The organism is Streptomyces actinomycinicus, from assembly GCF_016741775.1.
Taxonomy (GTDB): Bacteria; Actinomycetota; Actinomycetes; order Streptomycetales; family Streptomycetaceae; genus Streptomyces; species Streptomyces actinomycinicus.
In genome coordinates this window covers 13,927-29,240 of sequence record NZ_JAERRK010000035.1, presented here as the reverse complement: position 1 = coordinate 29,240, position 15,314 = coordinate 13,927, and the positions used below count along the sequence as shown (strand labels likewise).

The following is a 15,314-nucleotide window of genomic DNA, read 5'->3' as shown; positions in this document are numbered from 1 at the left end:
CGTGCGGCCGGAGAAGCTCTGCACCGTATGCGGGCGGATCCGTCGCGGCCACCACATCGACCACGGCAATGGACCGTTCCACTGCGATGGGTGCGTCCCGTGCGAGGCCCGCAAGCGGCAGCTGCACATGTGCGCTCTGTGCGTCCAGGAGCGGAAGGTGGGCGTGTTCTGGCCGGTAGGGCCAGTCTGCCCCCCGTGCTACCGGACTGCTCTGACGCAGCCGGAATCGTGCACGAGGTGCGGCCGGCAGCGCATTCTCGTGGGCCGCACCCCGGGCAGCGGCCGGATCTGTAAGGCGTGCTCCCTCCCCGACGAGCGGCCCGATTACTGCACGTCCTGCCAGCAGCCGGCTGACCTCCTGCCGGGACGCCGCTGTCCACGCTGCACCCTCCTCGCCAAGGTGACCAGCCTGCTCTCACGCGACGGAACCACCCTCGACGCCTCTCTGCGGCCTACCCCGTCCTGGCCTGGCTGCGCCGAAGCCCCGCCGCGCGTCTTCTGGGCCAGCTGGTGACCGCGCCCGACGAACTCGACCACGCGGCCCTGGACGCGCTGCCCCAAGGACACGCCACCTCCTACGTCCGCATCCTGCTCACCACCGCAGGCTTACTTCCGCCACGCGATGAGAACCTCGCCCTGCTCATCAACTGGACGGACCGCACGCTGGCCAAGTTGCCGGGACATCAGGCGACCCTGATCCGTCCGTCGCCGAGTAGCACATCATCCGCGACGCTCGTCGGCGCTCGGCGCTCGGCGCGCGGCCGCTACACCTACACCGCCCACAAGGGCGACTGCGCCAACATCCGCGCCGCCATCGACTTCCTCACCTGGCTGGATACCCAGCAACACACCCTCCAGAGCCTCACACAGGAAGACCTGGACATCTGGGCGCCCACCCTGCGAGCCCGCTCCATCCCTTTCATCCGCTGGGCCGGCGCCCGCCACCTCACCCGGGCCGGCCTGACCATCGGCCACCCGCCCTCCCAGCTCCCCGGCCAGTTCCAGATCGAAGAAGACCACTACGAGGAACTACGCCGGTGCCTGACCGACCCCACGCTTCCGTCGGACGTTCGCATCGCCGCAGCCCTCATCCGCCTCTACGCCCTCCCTCTGACCCGCATCGTCGAACTCACCACCGACCACCTCCACCACGACGCGGTTCACACCTACCTGACGATCACCCGCCACCCCGTCGTCCTTCCACCGAAGCTCGCCCGCCTCATCGACGACCACCTCGAAGACGGATCCCGGCACGGCAACGAAGCCACCAGGTACCTGGTGCCGGGCCGAGCCACCGGGCGCCCCCGCAACCCTGCGGGACTGTCCGACAAACTCAAGCGCTACGGCCTGCCCGCCCGCGCAGCCCGGAACGCGGCCATGATGCAAGCGCTCGCCGACCTGCCACCCGTCGTGCTCTCCGACTTGATCGGCATCCAGCCGAGAACCGCGGAACGCTTCGCAGCCATGACCGGCGAGAACTGGTCCGACTACCTGGCCGCGGCTCGCCCGCACCCGCACCAAACGAGTTGATGGGGTGTGTTCATCAGGCAACGATAGGACGCCCGGCGGGATCGGTGATGATCTGCACGTTCATGCCGTGCTTTTCATGCTTCCCAGAGCAGAAGGGCCGGTCGGCCGCGATTCAGTCGATCGGCAGCAGCGTGCCGTCCAGGATTACGAATGCCTTGGTGGAGGCGGTGCAGCCCGCGGTCCGCAGGTCCGAAGCCAGCGCGGCGAGGACCGCACCCACAGCAACCGCCTCAAGCGCTGAACACTTCGCGAAGAACCCGCTGCAGGCGGTCGCGAGCCAGCAGGTCGGCAACGCAACGACGCAAAGCGGATCAGGGCGCCGGCTCAGACGTGCCTTGCGCCTGATCGCGGCCGGCGACCACCAGGTATCCATCGCTCTCAGGGTCGAAGGTGGTGGACTGCACCGTGAGCCCGACACTCCGCAACTGCGCCACGAGATCCTCGTACCGGTAGGGCCAGATGGACAACCGCTCCGAGCAAGCTCGCACTACCCCATCCGGCTCGATCTGGGCGACCACGATCTCAAGGAAGTGTTCCTGCTCCCAGCACTGCTCGATCTGCCAGTAGTAGCTGACGACCGCATCGCGGTCGTCGCGGCGGATGAGTCGATCGCGGACGTCTACCCGTGAGCCGGCAGAGCGCACGAGCTCCCAGTTGCGTGAGTGGAGCACAAGGCGTCCGCCCGGATTCAGCAGCCGCGACATCGCTTCCAGTGCGGTCAGGCGCCCGGCTGCGCCCTCGGCGTGCCCGAGCGAGTTGCCGACGCAGAACACCAGATCGAACGTGGAGTCCTCCAGGTGGTCGGGCAGCTCGTCCCAGCTCGCGCGGAGGGCTCGAAGCGAGACACCCTGCTCGTCGGCGGCCTTCTCGGTCCGGCGAACCATCCCATCGCTGGCGTCTGCGGCGACCACGTCAAGGCCAAGACTCGCGAGACCGACGGCGAGCTGGCCGGTTCCACACGCGCAGTCGAGGACGCGCGCGTTGGGCGGCAGAGAGCCCACGACACCGCTGTAGTAAACCGCAGCTGCCTTGGCGGGGGTCAACCTGTCGTCCCCGATCAGCCACTCGTATACGTCGGAAAGCGCCCTATAACCAGCCACCGCAATAACCTCCATCACTCGACGACACGCGGGGCTAGACCGCGCCTGCGATTCGGACCTTGCCCCTCGCACTGTGCCGGGCCGTGTCAGCGCAGCATTGAGCAGGACCCAACCACTTCCGGCCGCTGAGACTCCACCGGATTTCGTGGGAAACCACGACACGCCGGACCGGCGCAGGTCCCCACTCCACCGGCGCCCCATCGGCCGCAATGGGGACCGCGGTCGGCAAGCGCGCGTTCACTGCGGAGCGCTTTAGGCACAGCGGCTACGTCCATCTCGCCGACTTCGCCGGATACAGGTTCTCCTACGACGCACCAGAGGGCGGATGACCGGTGCCCCGGACAACGGCCTCGGAAGGCTCGTCAGTAGCTCCCGCATCGGCGATACGGCGGGCTTTGCGCACCATCTGACGCAATAGACCTGCCCTCCTGCCGCCGAGGGAGGGGCTCAGGTGAGGTGGCAGGGTTGCTCAGGCACCTGACGTCATCTCACCTGGGCGACCTCGACGTCTCCAGCAGCCTCGACGCGCTACTCCGGGCCAGTGACCGACGGCAGCGCCTCGACAACGAAGAACAGGAAGCAGGGCTTGGTCGAAAGGTCGTCGAAGCCGTCGGGGAACAGGGCCCGGGCGACTGGGTCAGGCTGCGGCTCGCTGATGACGGACAGGCCAAAGCCCGCAGTCGTGAAAGCGTCGATCATTGCGTGCAACGGCTTTCGCCAGAGTCGCATCGGGGTGGACTGCCCGCCGAGCATCCAGTCGAAGGTGTAGCTCGTGGTCGCGAAGTAGTCGGGCCGAGGGTCCCGGAACGTGTACGCCGTGACCGGGTGATCCACGGACACGATCAGCCGGCCGCCGGGCCTGAGTACTCGCCGAAACTCGGCCAGCGTCGGCCCCCAGTTCTCCAGGTAGTGCAGGACCAGCGACGCGACCACGTCGTCGAACGCGCCGTCCTTGAACGGCAGGCGCTCGCCCAGGTCGGCCACGTGCAGGGCTACGTCATCACCGAGCCTCTGCCTGGCCAGTGCGAGCATCCCCGCGCTGGCGTCGATCCCGGTGGCGACCGCGCCGCGGTCGCGCAGTGCGGCGGCCAGTGGGCCCGAGCCGCAGCCAGCGTCCAGAACTCGGTGGCCAGTCACGTCCCCGGTGAGGGCTAACATCGCGGGCCGTTCGTAGTACGCGTTCACGAGGTTGTTCTCGTTCTCCGCCGCATACGCGTCGGCGAAACTGTCGTAGTCGTTCACCCGGGCCGGTTCCGCAGCATCAGGGAAGCTCTCGGGTATGCCGGTTGCGCGTTCCATCGTCGCAGCCTAGAGCCAGGCGGGCCCGCCGCACTGAATAGTGCAAGGTCGGAACACTGCCTCTTCACCAGTAGGGCGTGCCGTCGCCGAACACTTCCAGCTCGGTGACGCCGGTCTCTTCAGCGATCTCGCGCCGGACGGCCTGCCCGAGCGTGCCGTCCGCATCCTCCGGGTGTCCACCAGGCTGGATCCAGCGGCCGGAGGCGAGGTGGTGGATGAGCAGGGCGTCGTCGGCGTCGTTGATGACGACGCCCGAGGTGGTGACGTGGCCGTCGAACTCCCGCCTGTCGGTCACGTTGGCGCCGGCGGTGAGACGGTCCAGGAGGGGCTGGAGCAGCGGCTGTTCGTCGGGGTGCCCGCGCAGGTAGCCGGTGACGAGGTCCTGGAGGTGCTGGGCAGGGATGGTCATGGCTCTCCTGGTGACCTCGGGCGCGGCGCAGCTCCACAGGGGGTGCAGCGGGGGGCGGCGCGTTCGAACGTAGCCATGTGGGCTTCGCTCGCCGGTCTGGTCCTCGCCGGGGCCATGACGACCGCGATCGCGGGCACCGCGGTCGTTGCCTCGCAGGCCGGCTCCGCGGTTGTCTCATATCTCCTAGGAGCAGGTTCGCATCCAGCGGCCTGAGGTCAGGCCTGGCGCGGACCAGGATGCTCTGGCCGAACAACAAGGTGCCCCACACGTATGTGGCCTGGTTACTCGTCGTCAGCTTGTCCATGGGTGTAAGAGGCCCTAGACCGTCCAGTGCTGGCCCCAATTGCGTGTGGCCTACAAGGTCGAGTGTGGCCTTGGGAGGGCTCCAGCGGAGCAAATCGTTGCCGGCGGCGCGCCCCGATGCACGCCACGTACACCGCACACCCGGCCGGACCGGTCACGCCCTGGACTGCCCCGGGGCGCCTGTCCCGGCGCGCAGCCGTCGAAGGTGGCCTCTGCGCCTGACCAGCAGATGCCTTAGGGCACCGCAGTCTCTCCATGGTGTTACAGCGCAAGGCCCGCAGCAGGTGCCCCGGCCGTCGTCGTGCCCCGGGATCTTTCTTCCGGGCCGCTGCTGTCCGGGTCCCGGTTTCCGGCCTTACGGGGCAATGCCACCCGCCAGACGCCGGGCCCACCCGCGCCGATCGCCACTACGTTGAATGCGCCACCCTGGGCCGGGGCCGAGACCCTACGGGGCGCTCTCAAGCAGAGAGCCGGAGGACCTCCGACCGCGAGGCGCGCACCACCCCACGCGGAGACGACACCGCAACACGTGTCCGCTGTCCCGGGTTCCTCTGCTCAAGGAAGCAGCCTCATGCCCCGCAGGCTGAGCTCTGCTACGACTTACGCTTCTGAATGAGGCTCGTCACGATGATGACAGCACCTGCCGCTATACCAGCGTAAAACAGCAGCTGCAGCATTCCGCCACCGATGTTTGGCCCTCCCCATTGATCGGGGAATGCATTACGCGCCCACAAGTTCACTGCCGCGCCACATAGACTCGCGGCGAGACTAGCCAAGCCAACTTTCAAGAGTCGGGACACTTCGATGCCTCCTAGGATACGGCAGGTAGATATCTTGCATGCCATACTGAGATCAGACCGGTCGGAAGACAGCAGCTTCCAGCTCGGCTGTCACATCCGGTTCACTCCGATATTTTTCTCTGGCTGGGCCGGCTCGCGAACATCGGTGACGGAGTAGGTAACTTGCGTCTCCGACAGGAAACCGCAAAAGGTACCTACTGGCCGTCACCGAAAGCAGTGACGGCGTCGCAGTACGTTGCGGCAACAGTCAGACATTCGCAGCGCAGGGGATTCCACGAGCCGTAAGCGTACTCGCAGTTATGAGCGAGGTTAACGAAAAGGTTGGCGTCGCACGCCTTTTTATGGTCTCCCTTCTTCCCGTAACACATGTCGCGCCGGGCGCACGGCCCGCGGAAGTCGGCCTTGCCCCAAGTGTCGGGCGAGCTGGTGCAATAGTCGTGCAGGCTACCCTTTCTGGGGTTGTAGACATAGTTGGACGGTACGGTGACCTTTCCGCTTGAGGCTGCGACGAGCCCGGCATCATCACCGTCAGAAGCGGGACCATCAGCAGTGACCGCAGAGTAGAGCGGACGGTTGAGAGCCGCCGGGAATTTGGTACCCGCTCTGGGCTTGACGGTTTCGATAAGGTCCGAGCCTTCAATGCGATAGCTCGCGGGGACTGGATGGTTGTCCGCATCGAACGCCCAGGGGGCGTCGTAGCCGCCAAGAAAATTGCCGGACTCGTCTGTCACCACCACGTCACTCGTTACTTCGCCGCCGGCAGGGGTCTCTGAGGGCACGAGACTCCCGTGTGCGGGTGTAACCGTGGTGAACCGGTAGGTGGGTGAGATGCCGTGGCATCCAATGACAATGGTTTTCCGGATCTGCGATCTGCGTCGACATTCCGACGCTGCTTGCGTCGGCCGCGGCGACGGTTCGACCGGCGACGGCGTCGCCGTCATCCGCATGGGCGGGAACACCGGTACACATGCCAATTGCCACAGCGGCGACGAGGCCGGAAGCCATGGAACCGTACAGGTGGAGCTTTCTCACATTTTCCCCGTAGACTCAGTGAATGAATTAATCGAATAACCAAGGCATGACGGAACCACACGAGAAGGACAACGGGAGATGCGCCGCTGATACGAATCAGTAAAAGGCACCAGAGCAACAGGTCAAAGATAATACGCATCCCTGCCGGGACTACGTATCAGACTGAGCGGCTCGGGCTGGAAACATGTTCCTGCGCAGTTTGGACACAGACGCCTTTGCCTCGACTTGCTGCTCTTCTCTCACCGTCAGATACACCGCCTTCGAAGCATGAAGCAAGCCACCTGGTCAGGGTAGCCGTTGCATGTTCGAAAGAGGTCCTATCCGTGGACCGAGACGCCAGCGGCAGTCAGCTGTGGTCAGCCCTAAGCCGCTTGGGAATGAATGGATCACCCTGACGCACAGGATATATGAATCCCGCGCGATGACAGGTTTGCGTCATGCGATTGTCCCCCTTGATATGGCAAGCAGCTCCTGGTCCGGGAACTGCCCGTGCGCTTCGCTTGGCCCGTCCGCAGCCCAGCGGCGCACCCCCAGGGCAATTGCTACATGCCTCCGGCGATCTTCGCAAGCGGGCGAGTCGCTCGAAGCACTAAATGAGCGGCATGCGGGCAGAGTCGGCCGCCTGGACGGGAAGAATCAAGCGGGACAAAAGGAGTCATTTTAACATACCACTCTGACCGTGGGTGGTGAATTCTCAGCATTACCTCAAATCAAGCAACTATGCAAAGATATGGCAAAGTCGCCGCAGCGGTTAGGGAACGCAGCGAGCAACGGCCTGACATGAGTACGCCTACTCATGCGCATCCGCTTAGGCGGCGGCACGCTGGAGGCATGTACATGAGCGACCGCCCACTCCCCCAGGCAGCCGATGAGCCGGCGACGGAGCCGTGAGGGTCAGAGGCCGACCGCGCGGAAGATGGCGTGACGGAAGACCCGGCGTGGTGCGGACGGCGGTGATCGGCCATGGGCGCCCAAAGCGCATCCGGTAGAGCGGACTTTGAACTACTTCCAAGCGCTCTAGATGGGTGGCGGTGCCGCTGTCGCCGGGCGGGCGGAAGCGGACCCGGAGCCGGCGCTCGTCCTGCTGCGGCTGGCCGAGGACATCGAATGGCCCGTCACGGCCGTGGACGGGAGCGGCATCATCCGGTTCACGGCGAACGTCGTCCCGGACACCGCCAACGCCCTGCAGGCGATGCGCAACGAGCGCCTGGTGCTGGCGCACGCCGTGCACCCCGCAGCCGGCCCCCCGGCAGCCGCACCACCGTAGGGTGAATGCGCACCGGTGCGGTGGTGCGCATCCGCCCGGTACGCAGCGACTCCAGCCGCAGCGGTGCCGTTGACTGAACTAAGCAAGGAATATTCGCTGGTCAGAGGCCCTATGTGCTAGCTTCCCGGCCATGTTTGAGACGGACGATGCTGCCCGGGACTTAGCGGGCTTCGTGCTGCCGGAGGCTGGTGCACTGATCGAGACGGCGGACCCGCTGTGGCCATGTGTCCTGCTCGATGCGGAAGGCGCGATCGTCGCCCCGGTAGAGACGTTCATCGCGGAGCTCAAGCCAACGCGCGTCCGGCTACCACGATCCGCTTCTACGGCATGGACATGCTGCGATGGTGGCGGTTCCTGTCCGGATGGGGCGTCGCGTGGGATCGGGCGAGCCGCCGAGATGCGCGGGACTTCGCCCGGTGGATGCAGATCACGCCGAAGGTTTCCCGCGTGCATTGGCGCCGCCAGGCCTCCGGCGAGGGGCTATCGGAGCGGTGACACGGCCCGCGGCAGGCGTGCGCGCAGGCCAAGGGCCTGCAAGGCCTGAGCGAGAAGCAGCAGCGGCGGGTCCTGCACACGGCCTGCGCCCATTCCGGAGCCGGGTTGCCACTGGCAGCCCTGATCACCACCAGCAGCGGAATGCCGCACCCGCACTACCAGCACCTCGTCCGGCAGCCGGACGCCGGCCCGGCAGCCTGGCATCAGACAGTGGCAGACGTCCACGCCTCCTACCGGCCAGGCCCTCTCACACCCGGCGCCCGCCCCACAACGACATAACAGGGGTGCCGCGCCCCGGCCTCGACCGGCTTCCACTCGCATCTGCACTCGCCCCACCGGGAGGGTCAAGGCGGCGCTGGCACCACCGGCCCGTGCGATCACGGAGCAGTCGCGTGCGGTGATGGGGATTCGAAGTTTGCAAGAATGGCCATCAGTGTGCTGCGGCAGTGGACGTGCCGCAACTCCCCCGCCCGGCTGTACGGCGGCGGCCCACGGGCCGACGCGGAGATCTTGCTCAACGAAGCCGGGCGGGATGTGCTCGGCGAGCTGTGCGGGGTCGAGCCGACGGTGCTGGCCCGGCCCTGGCCGCGTTTCACCGTGGATGACCCCAAGATCAGCACCGGTAGGGAGGCCGGCCTGGCGCAGGCGCGGTGGTGGGAGAAGCGGCGTTCGCGGTGCCGGTTGTGCACCGCGCGGCGCACCGGGCAGACGGTGCGGGCGGTGCGGTATCTGCTGCGCTGGCAGCAGGTGTGTGTCCGGCACCGGCGCTACCGATCGGGTCGCGGTCGCCCTCTGTCACCCAGCCCCGGCGACCTGCTCTGACTCCAGCTGGTGCGCGGCGGCCAGGATGCAGTCGCGTGGCACCAGGACCACGGACTCGTCCTCGCCGATGGAGGCGCCCGCGTCGTTCATCCGCTCCGTCTCCGGTGCGGTCAGGAGGCGGAGCTTGCCGATGACGAGGAAGTCGCCGTCCTCCAGCTCCAAGACGTCCGGGCAGTTGTTGTTCGCTCCGCACCCGCGCTGGGCGGACGTCGATCCGATGCGGCGCATGCGGCTCCTTGAGGTGACAGGATCGGTGTTATGAACACCAATACGGACTGGGCGTTCCGGGTGTTCGAGCCGCACGGCTCCGAGGGATGGCGCCCCTACGGCGACCCCGACCGGTGGGTGGGCTCCATCACCGCCGCCGACACGGAGGAGGGCGCCAGGCATGCCATCGGCCGCATCGTCGCCGACCTGATGACCGAGTGGGAGAGGACCGGCCTCCACCACGCGATGCACGTGCGGGTCTTCCTCTGGCACGACGAGGAGGGCGACACGACGGACGCGGACTTCGTCGTCGAGGTCCGGCCCCGGTCGGACTTCGACACAGCGTGACCAGGCTCGGCCGGCGTACCTTCTTCACCCGCATACTCACGACGGCCGAGCAGGCGCTTGGGCCCGGGCAGTTCCTGCTGCGCCGCCAGGCGCTCTACTTAGCGGGCTATGACCGGGAGGCGGACACCGGGCAGTGGCTGGCCCACCAGCAGCGCAGCCAGCGCCCCGACGACTGGCTGACGGCCTGGCTCACCAACCGGCCAGTGGCCGCGGTCGCCGCCCGACACCGGCGACCGGGACCGCATGGAGTACTTCATCCGCACCGCCCTGGCGGACGACGCCGGCGAGGCGGCCAGCCTCGTGTACTGGGCGTACTGGGTCGGGGAGTCGCCCGTCCCGCAGGTGTCCGACGCTCTTCAGCGCTGGCCCGACGGGCTCTGCGGCCGAGGCTCCACAACCGCGACCTCCCATCCGAAGCCCACCACCAGCCCGCCACCAGGGTGCCAGGCCAGAGCGCCAACCGGTTGCGGGAACACCGTGGCAGCACCCCACTGCCCGCCTGTGTGCAGGTCCCAGACCCGCACCGTGGCATCGTGGAGGCTGGCGATGACGACGGACCTGTCCTCCACCGCTGCGATGGCCATCGCGCTTACCCAGTCGGTGCCGGGGCCTCCCGCCGGGCCGGTGCTGATGGGCCGACCGAGTTGCTCGCCCGTATGCAGATCCCAGACCCGCATTGTGGTGTCCAGGCTACCGGTGACGGCCACCGGCCGGCCGTCCAGCGTTCCCGTCGCCACGGCTCGCACCCAGGCGGTGTGGCCCTGAAGCGACTGCTCAAGCTGCTCGCCTGTGTGCAGGTCCCACATCCGCACGATGCAATCCTCGTTGCCGACGAGGAGGACCGACCTGCCGTCCACCACTGTGGTCGCCACTGCCTTCGCTTCGTCGGCATGGCCGGGCAGCGGCCCACCGCGCAGCGCCCTGGTGTGCAGATCCCAGATCCGCACGGTGCCGTCGTCGCTGCTGGTGACGGCTACCGCTCGGCCGTCAACGACGGTGGCCGTCAGCGCTTGCACCATGCCCTCGTGGCACGCGAACTGGTCCAGCGGTGCACCGGTGCCCAGGTCCCAGACCCAGACCGTGCCGCAATCGCCGTCGGTGACGCCCACCGGCCGGCCGTCCAGGACGGTGGTGGCCACCGCCTGCATCCCGCCTTCCTCACCGCTGGTAAACGGCTGGCCCACCGGTACACCGGTGTGGAGGTCCCAGATCCGTACGGTGCCGTCGCTGCTGCCGGAGACGGCCACAGGCCGGCCCTCCAGCACTGCCGTGGTGACCGCTCTGACGCAGTCACTGTGACCGCGCACGGGGTTGCCGAGTCGTGGGCTGAGCGCCAGGTCCCAGATCCGTACGGTGTCATAGTCCGCGCCGGTGACGGCGAGCGGCTGATCGTCCATCGTGCCGATCGCCACCTTCCGCACCGGCTGGGTATGACCGGCCAGCGGCTCGCCCAGCGGTGCGCCGGTGAGGATGTCCCAGACCCGTACGGTGCAGTCATCACCGCCGGTGACGGCAACGGGCCGATCGTCCAGCAGTGCGGTGGCTACCGCCCGCACCCCGCCGTCGTGGCCGGTGAGAGTCCGGCTCAGCTGCCCAGTGCCCAGATCCCAGACCTGCACGGTGCCATCGCCACGGCCAGTGATGGCCGCCGGACGGCCCTGCAGCATGCACGCGGCCAACGCGGTCACCCACTCGGCGCAGAGCGCGTCATTTCCGGGATAGTCCCGCTGCTCGCCGGTGGACATGTCCCAGACCCGCAGCGTCTCATCGCTGCTGGTGACAGCGATTGGCCGGCTGTCCAGCACCGTTGTCACGGCCCAGCCCACGTCTTCCACGCCGTCGTCCCAGAACGGGTGCTCCAATGGGCGGCCCAGCAGCACATTGCCGCGCAGGTCCCAGATTCGCACGATGCCGTCGTCGCTGCCGGTGACCGCGACCGGACGGCCTTCCACCATTGCCGTCGCCACGGCTGTCACCGGACTGTTCTGACCGGCCAGCGGATTACCCAGCGGTGTGCCGCTGCGCAGATCCCAGATCCGCGCCGTCTCATCGCTACTGCCGGTGATGGCCACCGGTCGGCCGTCGAGCTCGGCAGTGGTAATGGCCTCCACCGTGCCGTCGTGACCGGTAAGGGGCGGCCCCAGGGGCGCGTCGGAGTGCAGATCCCAAAGCCGTACGGAGCCGTCGTCGTGGCCGGTTACGGCGATCGGACGGCCTTCCACCATTGCCGTCGCCACCGCCGTCATCGGGCTGGTGTGACCGGTGAGGAAGCCTCGCAATCGGGGGCTGGTCTGGGATCCCGTGGCCCAACGCACGCGCCATGGGAAGAGGCATGAAGGCGCGTCCAGGGGCCGGGCCAGATCCGCGGCCAGCACCCAGGCACCCCAACGGACTGCGTCCAGACTGAGCAGCCACCGCCGCTGGTCCGGCCCGGCCCCGGCGTGCCGCGGCAGGGAGGTGCGATACACCGCCGCAGCCAAGCGGGCTGGTGCACTGCGCGCATGTGCCAGCAGGGGCAGCAGTCCTTGCGCTTCGGCACAGACCAAAAACTCCGTGTCGGTCAGCAACTCATCGAGCTTCCCGGTCTCGGCGGCCTGACGGGCGATGCCTGTCAGCACGGCCGGCTCCAGCCGGGACCAGGGCGGTGGGGAGGACTGCTTGCTCAACAAGTACCTCCGGCTTGGCCGTCCCGGCCCGTAGACGCCCGCCGGCGGCACGGCGCCGGATCGCAGCCAGTATGCGGGATCCGACCGGCAGGTGCACCGCCCCCCGCGGGCCCGGCGGCCTCACGATCCCGGGCTCCCCCACATAAAGGTGCCGGCCTGTCGGGCAGGGGGTAGGGGCCGGCGAGGCGCCCGGGACGTGGGCGGCGGCGAACAACGCGGAGATCGCCTCATCTGGCCCCCATGCCGCCAGTGGCTTCGCCGCACGCAGCCCGTCGGGACCATCCCCGGCGGGCGTGAGGAGCATCCGGATTCCCGATCGAACCCAGCAAGCGGCTCGGGACCATCCCCGCGGGCGCGGGAAGCACTCCACCTGCCGCCACGGCAAGTTCCGCAAGGTACGGCTCAGCCTTGCGGCCGGTAGGTCCATCCCTTGATCTCGTCCGCGACTTCCCGCACATCAAGCCCGTCCCGTGCGATCCGCTCGGCCAGGTCCGCGGCCTGCTTGTGATCCACCGTCACCATCGCGCCGGACGCCGACAGATACGCGGCCGCGACAATCGCGCCGAAGAGTTCGTTGGCGTACTCCAGAGCCGGCACCCGGATCAGCTGGTGCATGAGCGCGGCCGCACGGTGGTGGATCTGCGCGTACACGGGCCGGTCCATCACCTTGTCGGCGTGCCGGGCCACCGCGGCCTGAAGCGTGCCGAAGTCGAGCACGTCCGGGTCGCCTGGCACGCTGCGGTGCGCGAGGTCCAGCAGCCAGGCACGGTCGATGTGCAGGATCACGCAGCCCGCCCATGCGTCTTGTCCTTGGCCTCCGGGGCCGGGTGGCCGAACCGCTCAGCGAAGTGCGGGCCCCACTCCTGCGCGAAGTGCTCGGCCGCACCAAGGAACCGGTGCCGCAGGTCGTTGCCCTCGTCAGCCAGCACCCGACGGGCGTACTCGGACACGTCCATGCCGGCCGCCGCCGCCCGCTCCGCAATCACGTCGTACTCGTCCTGGTCTACACGGACATTGATCTGCTTCTTCCCCATACCCGCCAGCGTAGCGGCCCGTACACACCGCTACAGCCGAATCCACACCTCCCCCCGATAACGGCACTCGGCGCCGAGAAACAGACACCCCAATGGGAACGGGTGCCAGGGGCCCATCCCCGCGGACGCGAGGAGCACGAAGCCCTGGGCCACTCGCTCACCTGGCAGCGGACCATCCCGGCGCGTGGGGGGATGGTCCCGGGTCCCACAGGATGCGGGGCGCCATTCCCCGGTGCTCCCCGCGCATGCGGGGATGATCCCCACGACGACCGCTCGCGTGCACGTCTGACTGCCGCAGTGGCCGACAATGCGTCGCTGCTGGTGGTGGTGCGCGGGGAGTCGTGCACCGGCAAGACCTGCACCGCGGTCGAGGCCCCTCACGGCGGTGCCGAACGACTTCCAACTGTTCTTCCCCACGGACGCCGACAGCCTCCTGGCCATGCTGGCCGCGGACGCCCTCGGCCCGCGCACCGTGCTGTGGCTGAATGAGGCCCAGCACTACCTGGACGGCTCCGCCGACGAGGCTGCCGCAGCCGCACTGCTACGCCGCCTCGACGCCGATGGCCCGTTCGTCGCGCTCGCCACCCTGTGGCCCGACCACGACAAGGCCCTCACCACCGCCTCCACTTCCAGCGACGACCCTCACCGGCAGGCCCGGGCGCTGCTGTCTCAGGCCCACTACGTCCACCTTCCCAGTTCCTTCGCCGAACACCTGGACGCCGTCCGTCACGCCGTCAGCCATGACGCGTCCCTTGCCAGCGCCCTCAATGCCGGAGGCGCCGACATCGCCCAGGTCCTGGCCGCCGGACCCCAGCTGGTGGACCACTACGAAGCCCCGCACAGCTTGTATGGCATCTACGGCAAGGCCCTAATCAGCGCAGCAATGGACGCCCACCGCCCCGGCATCATCGGGCCGTTGCCGCTGACCTTCCTGCACGATGCGGCGCAGGGCTACCTCACCGGGAGCGAACGTGCCGCTGCCGACCCCAACACCTGGTTCGCTGGCGCCCTCACTCACGCCCCAATCCTGATCAAACAGATCACTAGGCCACTTCAGGACGTGCCCTGCCCCTCCGGTATGGGTGCGCTGGCCGGCGTGGTCAGCCTCGCCGACTATCTCCAACACCACGACCGTCGCACCCGCTGGTTCCTCTGCCCGCCCGCCACCTTCTGGAACGCCGCCACCCGCCATCTACAAAGTCCCGATGCCCTTGCGGGGCTTGCCTACGCCGCCCCCGTGCGGCACCGGCTCCGCCACGCCGCACACCTGTATTGCGTCGCCGCCGAAGCTGGAGACCCCTCGGCGCTGACGCGTCTGGCAGAAATGCGGGAGGGAGATGGGGACCAGGAGGAGGCTGAACCGCTGTACGTCGCCGCCTGCGCCGGAGAGCCCTCAGGGCTGGCGTGGCTGGCCGAGAGGCGGGAGGAGGCCGGGGACCAGGAGGCCCAGCGGCTGTACGTCGCCGCCGCCGACGCGGGAAGCACCTCCTCCTCGAAGCGGCTGGCGGAAAGGCGGGGCGGGGCTGGTGACTGGGAGGTAGCCGAGCGGCTCGCCCGTCACGCTGGAGACTCCTCCGGCGGGCTGTTTGCGAGGAACGGCTCATCCGCCCTGACGTGGCTGGCGGAGATGCGGGAGGAGGCCGGGGACCAGGAGGAGGCCGAACGGCTGTACCGCGCCGCCGCCGACGCCGGAGACATCGCCCTACCTCAGCGAACGGCCTTGAAGCAGAGGGAGCGGCCGCCGAGCCATGGGTATGGCCGGAACCATGCACGGCTTCCAGGAGCAAACCGTAAACGCACCATCCCATGGCACGCATGGTCTCGTACCGCGTGGAGTCGATCATGTGCTGGGAGAGGGTGGTGTAGAGGACCTGCTGCTTGGGACCGAGTTCCCCGTAGACGTACCGGAGGCAATCGCCCTGGGCCTCGCCGTGCAGGCTGGTGCCCGCTTCGTCCAGCAGGACGATGACGCGCTCGTCAATGTCGCGGTAGGCGCTGAATG

At 68.0% G+C, this 15,314-nt stretch carries 13 protein-coding genes and 1 pseudogene; 5 read left to right on the top strand and 9 right to left on the bottom strand.

Annotation, left to right across the window (positions count from 1 at the left end):
- Window positions 1–510 precede the first annotated feature (510 nt).
- Window positions 511–1,530 (top strand): hypothetical protein, encoded by a 1,020-nt coding sequence (locus tag JK359_RS37305; RefSeq protein ID WP_201844076.1) that lies wholly within the window; start codon window positions 511–513, stop codon window positions 1,528–1,530.
- 28 nt (window positions 1,531–1,558) lie between these two features.
- Here JK359_RS37305 and JK359_RS37300 read toward each other — a convergent pair.
- From JK359_RS37300 to JK359_RS37280, 5 genes and pseudogenes are all read right to left on the bottom strand, one after another.
- Window positions 1,559–1,741 (bottom strand): annotated as a pseudogene (locus tag JK359_RS37300) (IS5/IS1182 family transposase); the annotation flags it as partial.
- 100 nt (window positions 1,742–1,841) lie between these two features.
- Window positions 1,842–2,645 (bottom strand): class I SAM-dependent methyltransferase, encoded by an 804-nt coding sequence (locus tag JK359_RS37295; RefSeq protein ID WP_201844075.1) that lies wholly within the window; start codon window positions 2,643–2,645, stop codon window positions 1,842–1,844.
- Window positions 2,646–3,158: 513 nt separating this feature from the next.
- Window positions 3,159–3,929, bottom strand: coding sequence for a class I SAM-dependent methyltransferase (locus tag JK359_RS37290; RefSeq protein ID WP_201844074.1), 771 nt, complete (start codon window positions 3,927–3,929; stop codon window positions 3,159–3,161).
- A 64-nt stretch (window positions 3,930–3,993) separates the two neighbouring features.
- Window positions 3,994–4,338 (bottom strand): NUDIX domain-containing protein, encoded by a 345-nt coding sequence (locus JK359_RS37285; protein ID WP_201844073.1) that lies wholly within the window; start codon window positions 4,336–4,338, stop codon window positions 3,994–3,996.
- Window positions 4,339–5,635: 1,297 nt separating this feature from the next.
- Window positions 5,636–6,172: a phospholipase A2 family protein gene (locus tag JK359_RS37280; RefSeq protein WP_201844072.1), complete on the bottom strand. Its 537-nt coding sequence runs from the start codon at window positions 6,170–6,172 to the stop codon at window positions 5,636–5,638.
- Between the two features lie 1,322 nt (window positions 6,173–7,494).
- Here JK359_RS37280 and JK359_RS37275 point away from each other — a divergent pair.
- Both JK359_RS37275 and JK359_RS37270 read left to right on the top strand, forming a co-directional pair.
- On the top strand, window positions 7,495–7,740 hold the full coding sequence (locus JK359_RS37275; RefSeq protein WP_201844071.1) for a hypothetical protein: 246 nt from the start codon (window positions 7,495–7,497) through the stop codon (window positions 7,738–7,740).
- 918 nt (window positions 7,741–8,658) lie between these two features.
- The gene (locus tag JK359_RS37270; protein WP_201844070.1) at window positions 8,659–9,057 is read left to right on the top strand and encodes a hypothetical protein; all 399 of its coding nucleotides are present in this window, start codon (window positions 8,659–8,661) and stop codon (window positions 9,055–9,057) included.
- On the opposite strand, the gene JK359_RS37265 is transcribed toward JK359_RS37270, so the two are convergent.
- On the bottom strand, window positions 9,031–9,285 hold the full coding sequence (locus JK359_RS37265) for a hypothetical protein (RefSeq protein WP_201844069.1): 255 nt from the start codon (window positions 9,283–9,285) through the stop codon (window positions 9,031–9,033). The genes JK359_RS37270 and JK359_RS37265 overlap by 27 nt on opposite strands.
- Before the next feature lie 30 nt (window positions 9,286–9,315).
- Here JK359_RS37265 and JK359_RS37260 point away from each other — a divergent pair, with 30 nt between their 5' ends.
- Window positions 9,316–9,612: a hypothetical protein gene (locus tag JK359_RS37260; protein WP_201844068.1), complete on the top strand. Its 297-nt coding sequence runs from the start codon at window positions 9,316–9,318 to the stop codon at window positions 9,610–9,612.
- Between the two features lie 356 nt (window positions 9,613–9,968).
- Here JK359_RS37260 and JK359_RS37255 read toward each other — a convergent pair whose 3' ends face one another.
- The 3 genes from JK359_RS37255 to JK359_RS37245 all read right to left on the bottom strand — a co-directional run bounded on the left by JK359_RS37255 (window position 9,969) and on the right by JK359_RS37245 (window position 13,312).
- Window positions 9,969–12,230 (bottom strand): WD40 repeat domain-containing protein, encoded by a 2,262-nt coding sequence (locus tag JK359_RS37255; protein ID WP_201844067.1) that lies wholly within the window; start codon window positions 12,228–12,230, stop codon window positions 9,969–9,971.
- 450 nt (window positions 12,231–12,680) lie between these two features.
- Window positions 12,681–13,064, bottom strand: a complete 384-nt coding sequence (locus JK359_RS37250; protein WP_201844066.1) for a fic family toxin-antitoxin system, toxin component — start codon at window positions 13,062–13,064, stop codon at window positions 12,681–12,683.
- Window positions 13,061–13,312, bottom strand: coding sequence for a plasmid mobilization protein (locus JK359_RS37245; protein ID WP_201844065.1), 252 nt, complete (start codon window positions 13,310–13,312; stop codon window positions 13,061–13,063). The genes JK359_RS37250 and JK359_RS37245 overlap by 4 nt, the downstream gene beginning before the upstream one ends.
- Before the next feature lie 385 nt (window positions 13,313–13,697).
- On the opposite strand from JK359_RS37245, the gene JK359_RS37240 reads away from it, so the two are divergent.
- Window positions 13,698–15,281, top strand: coding sequence for an SEL1-like repeat protein (locus tag JK359_RS37240; RefSeq protein WP_201844064.1), 1,584 nt, complete (start codon window positions 13,698–13,700; stop codon window positions 15,279–15,281).
- The last annotated feature ends 33 nt before the right edge of the window (window positions 15,282–15,314 follow it).

Bases quoted from the DNA above. Each gene is read 5' to 3' on its own strand.
- JK359_RS37270 (WP_201844070.1), top strand. From the start codon at position 8,659: ATGGCCATCAGTGTGCTGCGGCAGTGGACGTGCCGCAACTCCCCCGCC.
- JK359_RS37245 (WP_201844065.1), bottom strand. From the start codon at position 13,312: ATGGGGAAGAAGCAGATCAATGTCCGTGTAGACCAGGACGAGTACGAC.
- JK359_RS37265 (WP_201844069.1), bottom strand. From the start codon at position 9,285: ATGCGCCGCATCGGATCGACGTCCGCCCAGCGCGGGTGCGGAGCGAAC.
- JK359_RS37290 (WP_201844074.1), bottom strand. From the start codon at position 3,929: ATGGAACGCGCAACCGGCATACCCGAGAGCTTCCCTGATGCTGCGGAA.
- JK359_RS37260 (WP_201844068.1), top strand. From the start codon at position 9,316: ATGAACACCAATACGGACTGGGCGTTCCGGGTGTTCGAGCCGCACGGC.
- JK359_RS37295 (WP_201844075.1), bottom strand. From the start codon at position 2,645: ATGGAGGTTATTGCGGTGGCTGGTTATAGGGCGCTTTCCGACGTATAC.
- JK359_RS37275 (WP_201844071.1), top strand. From the start codon at position 7,495: ATGGGTGGCGGTGCCGCTGTCGCCGGGCGGGCGGAAGCGGACCCGGAG.
- JK359_RS37285 (WP_201844073.1), bottom strand. From the start codon at position 4,338: ATGACCATCCCTGCCCAGCACCTCCAGGACCTCGTCACCGGCTACCTG.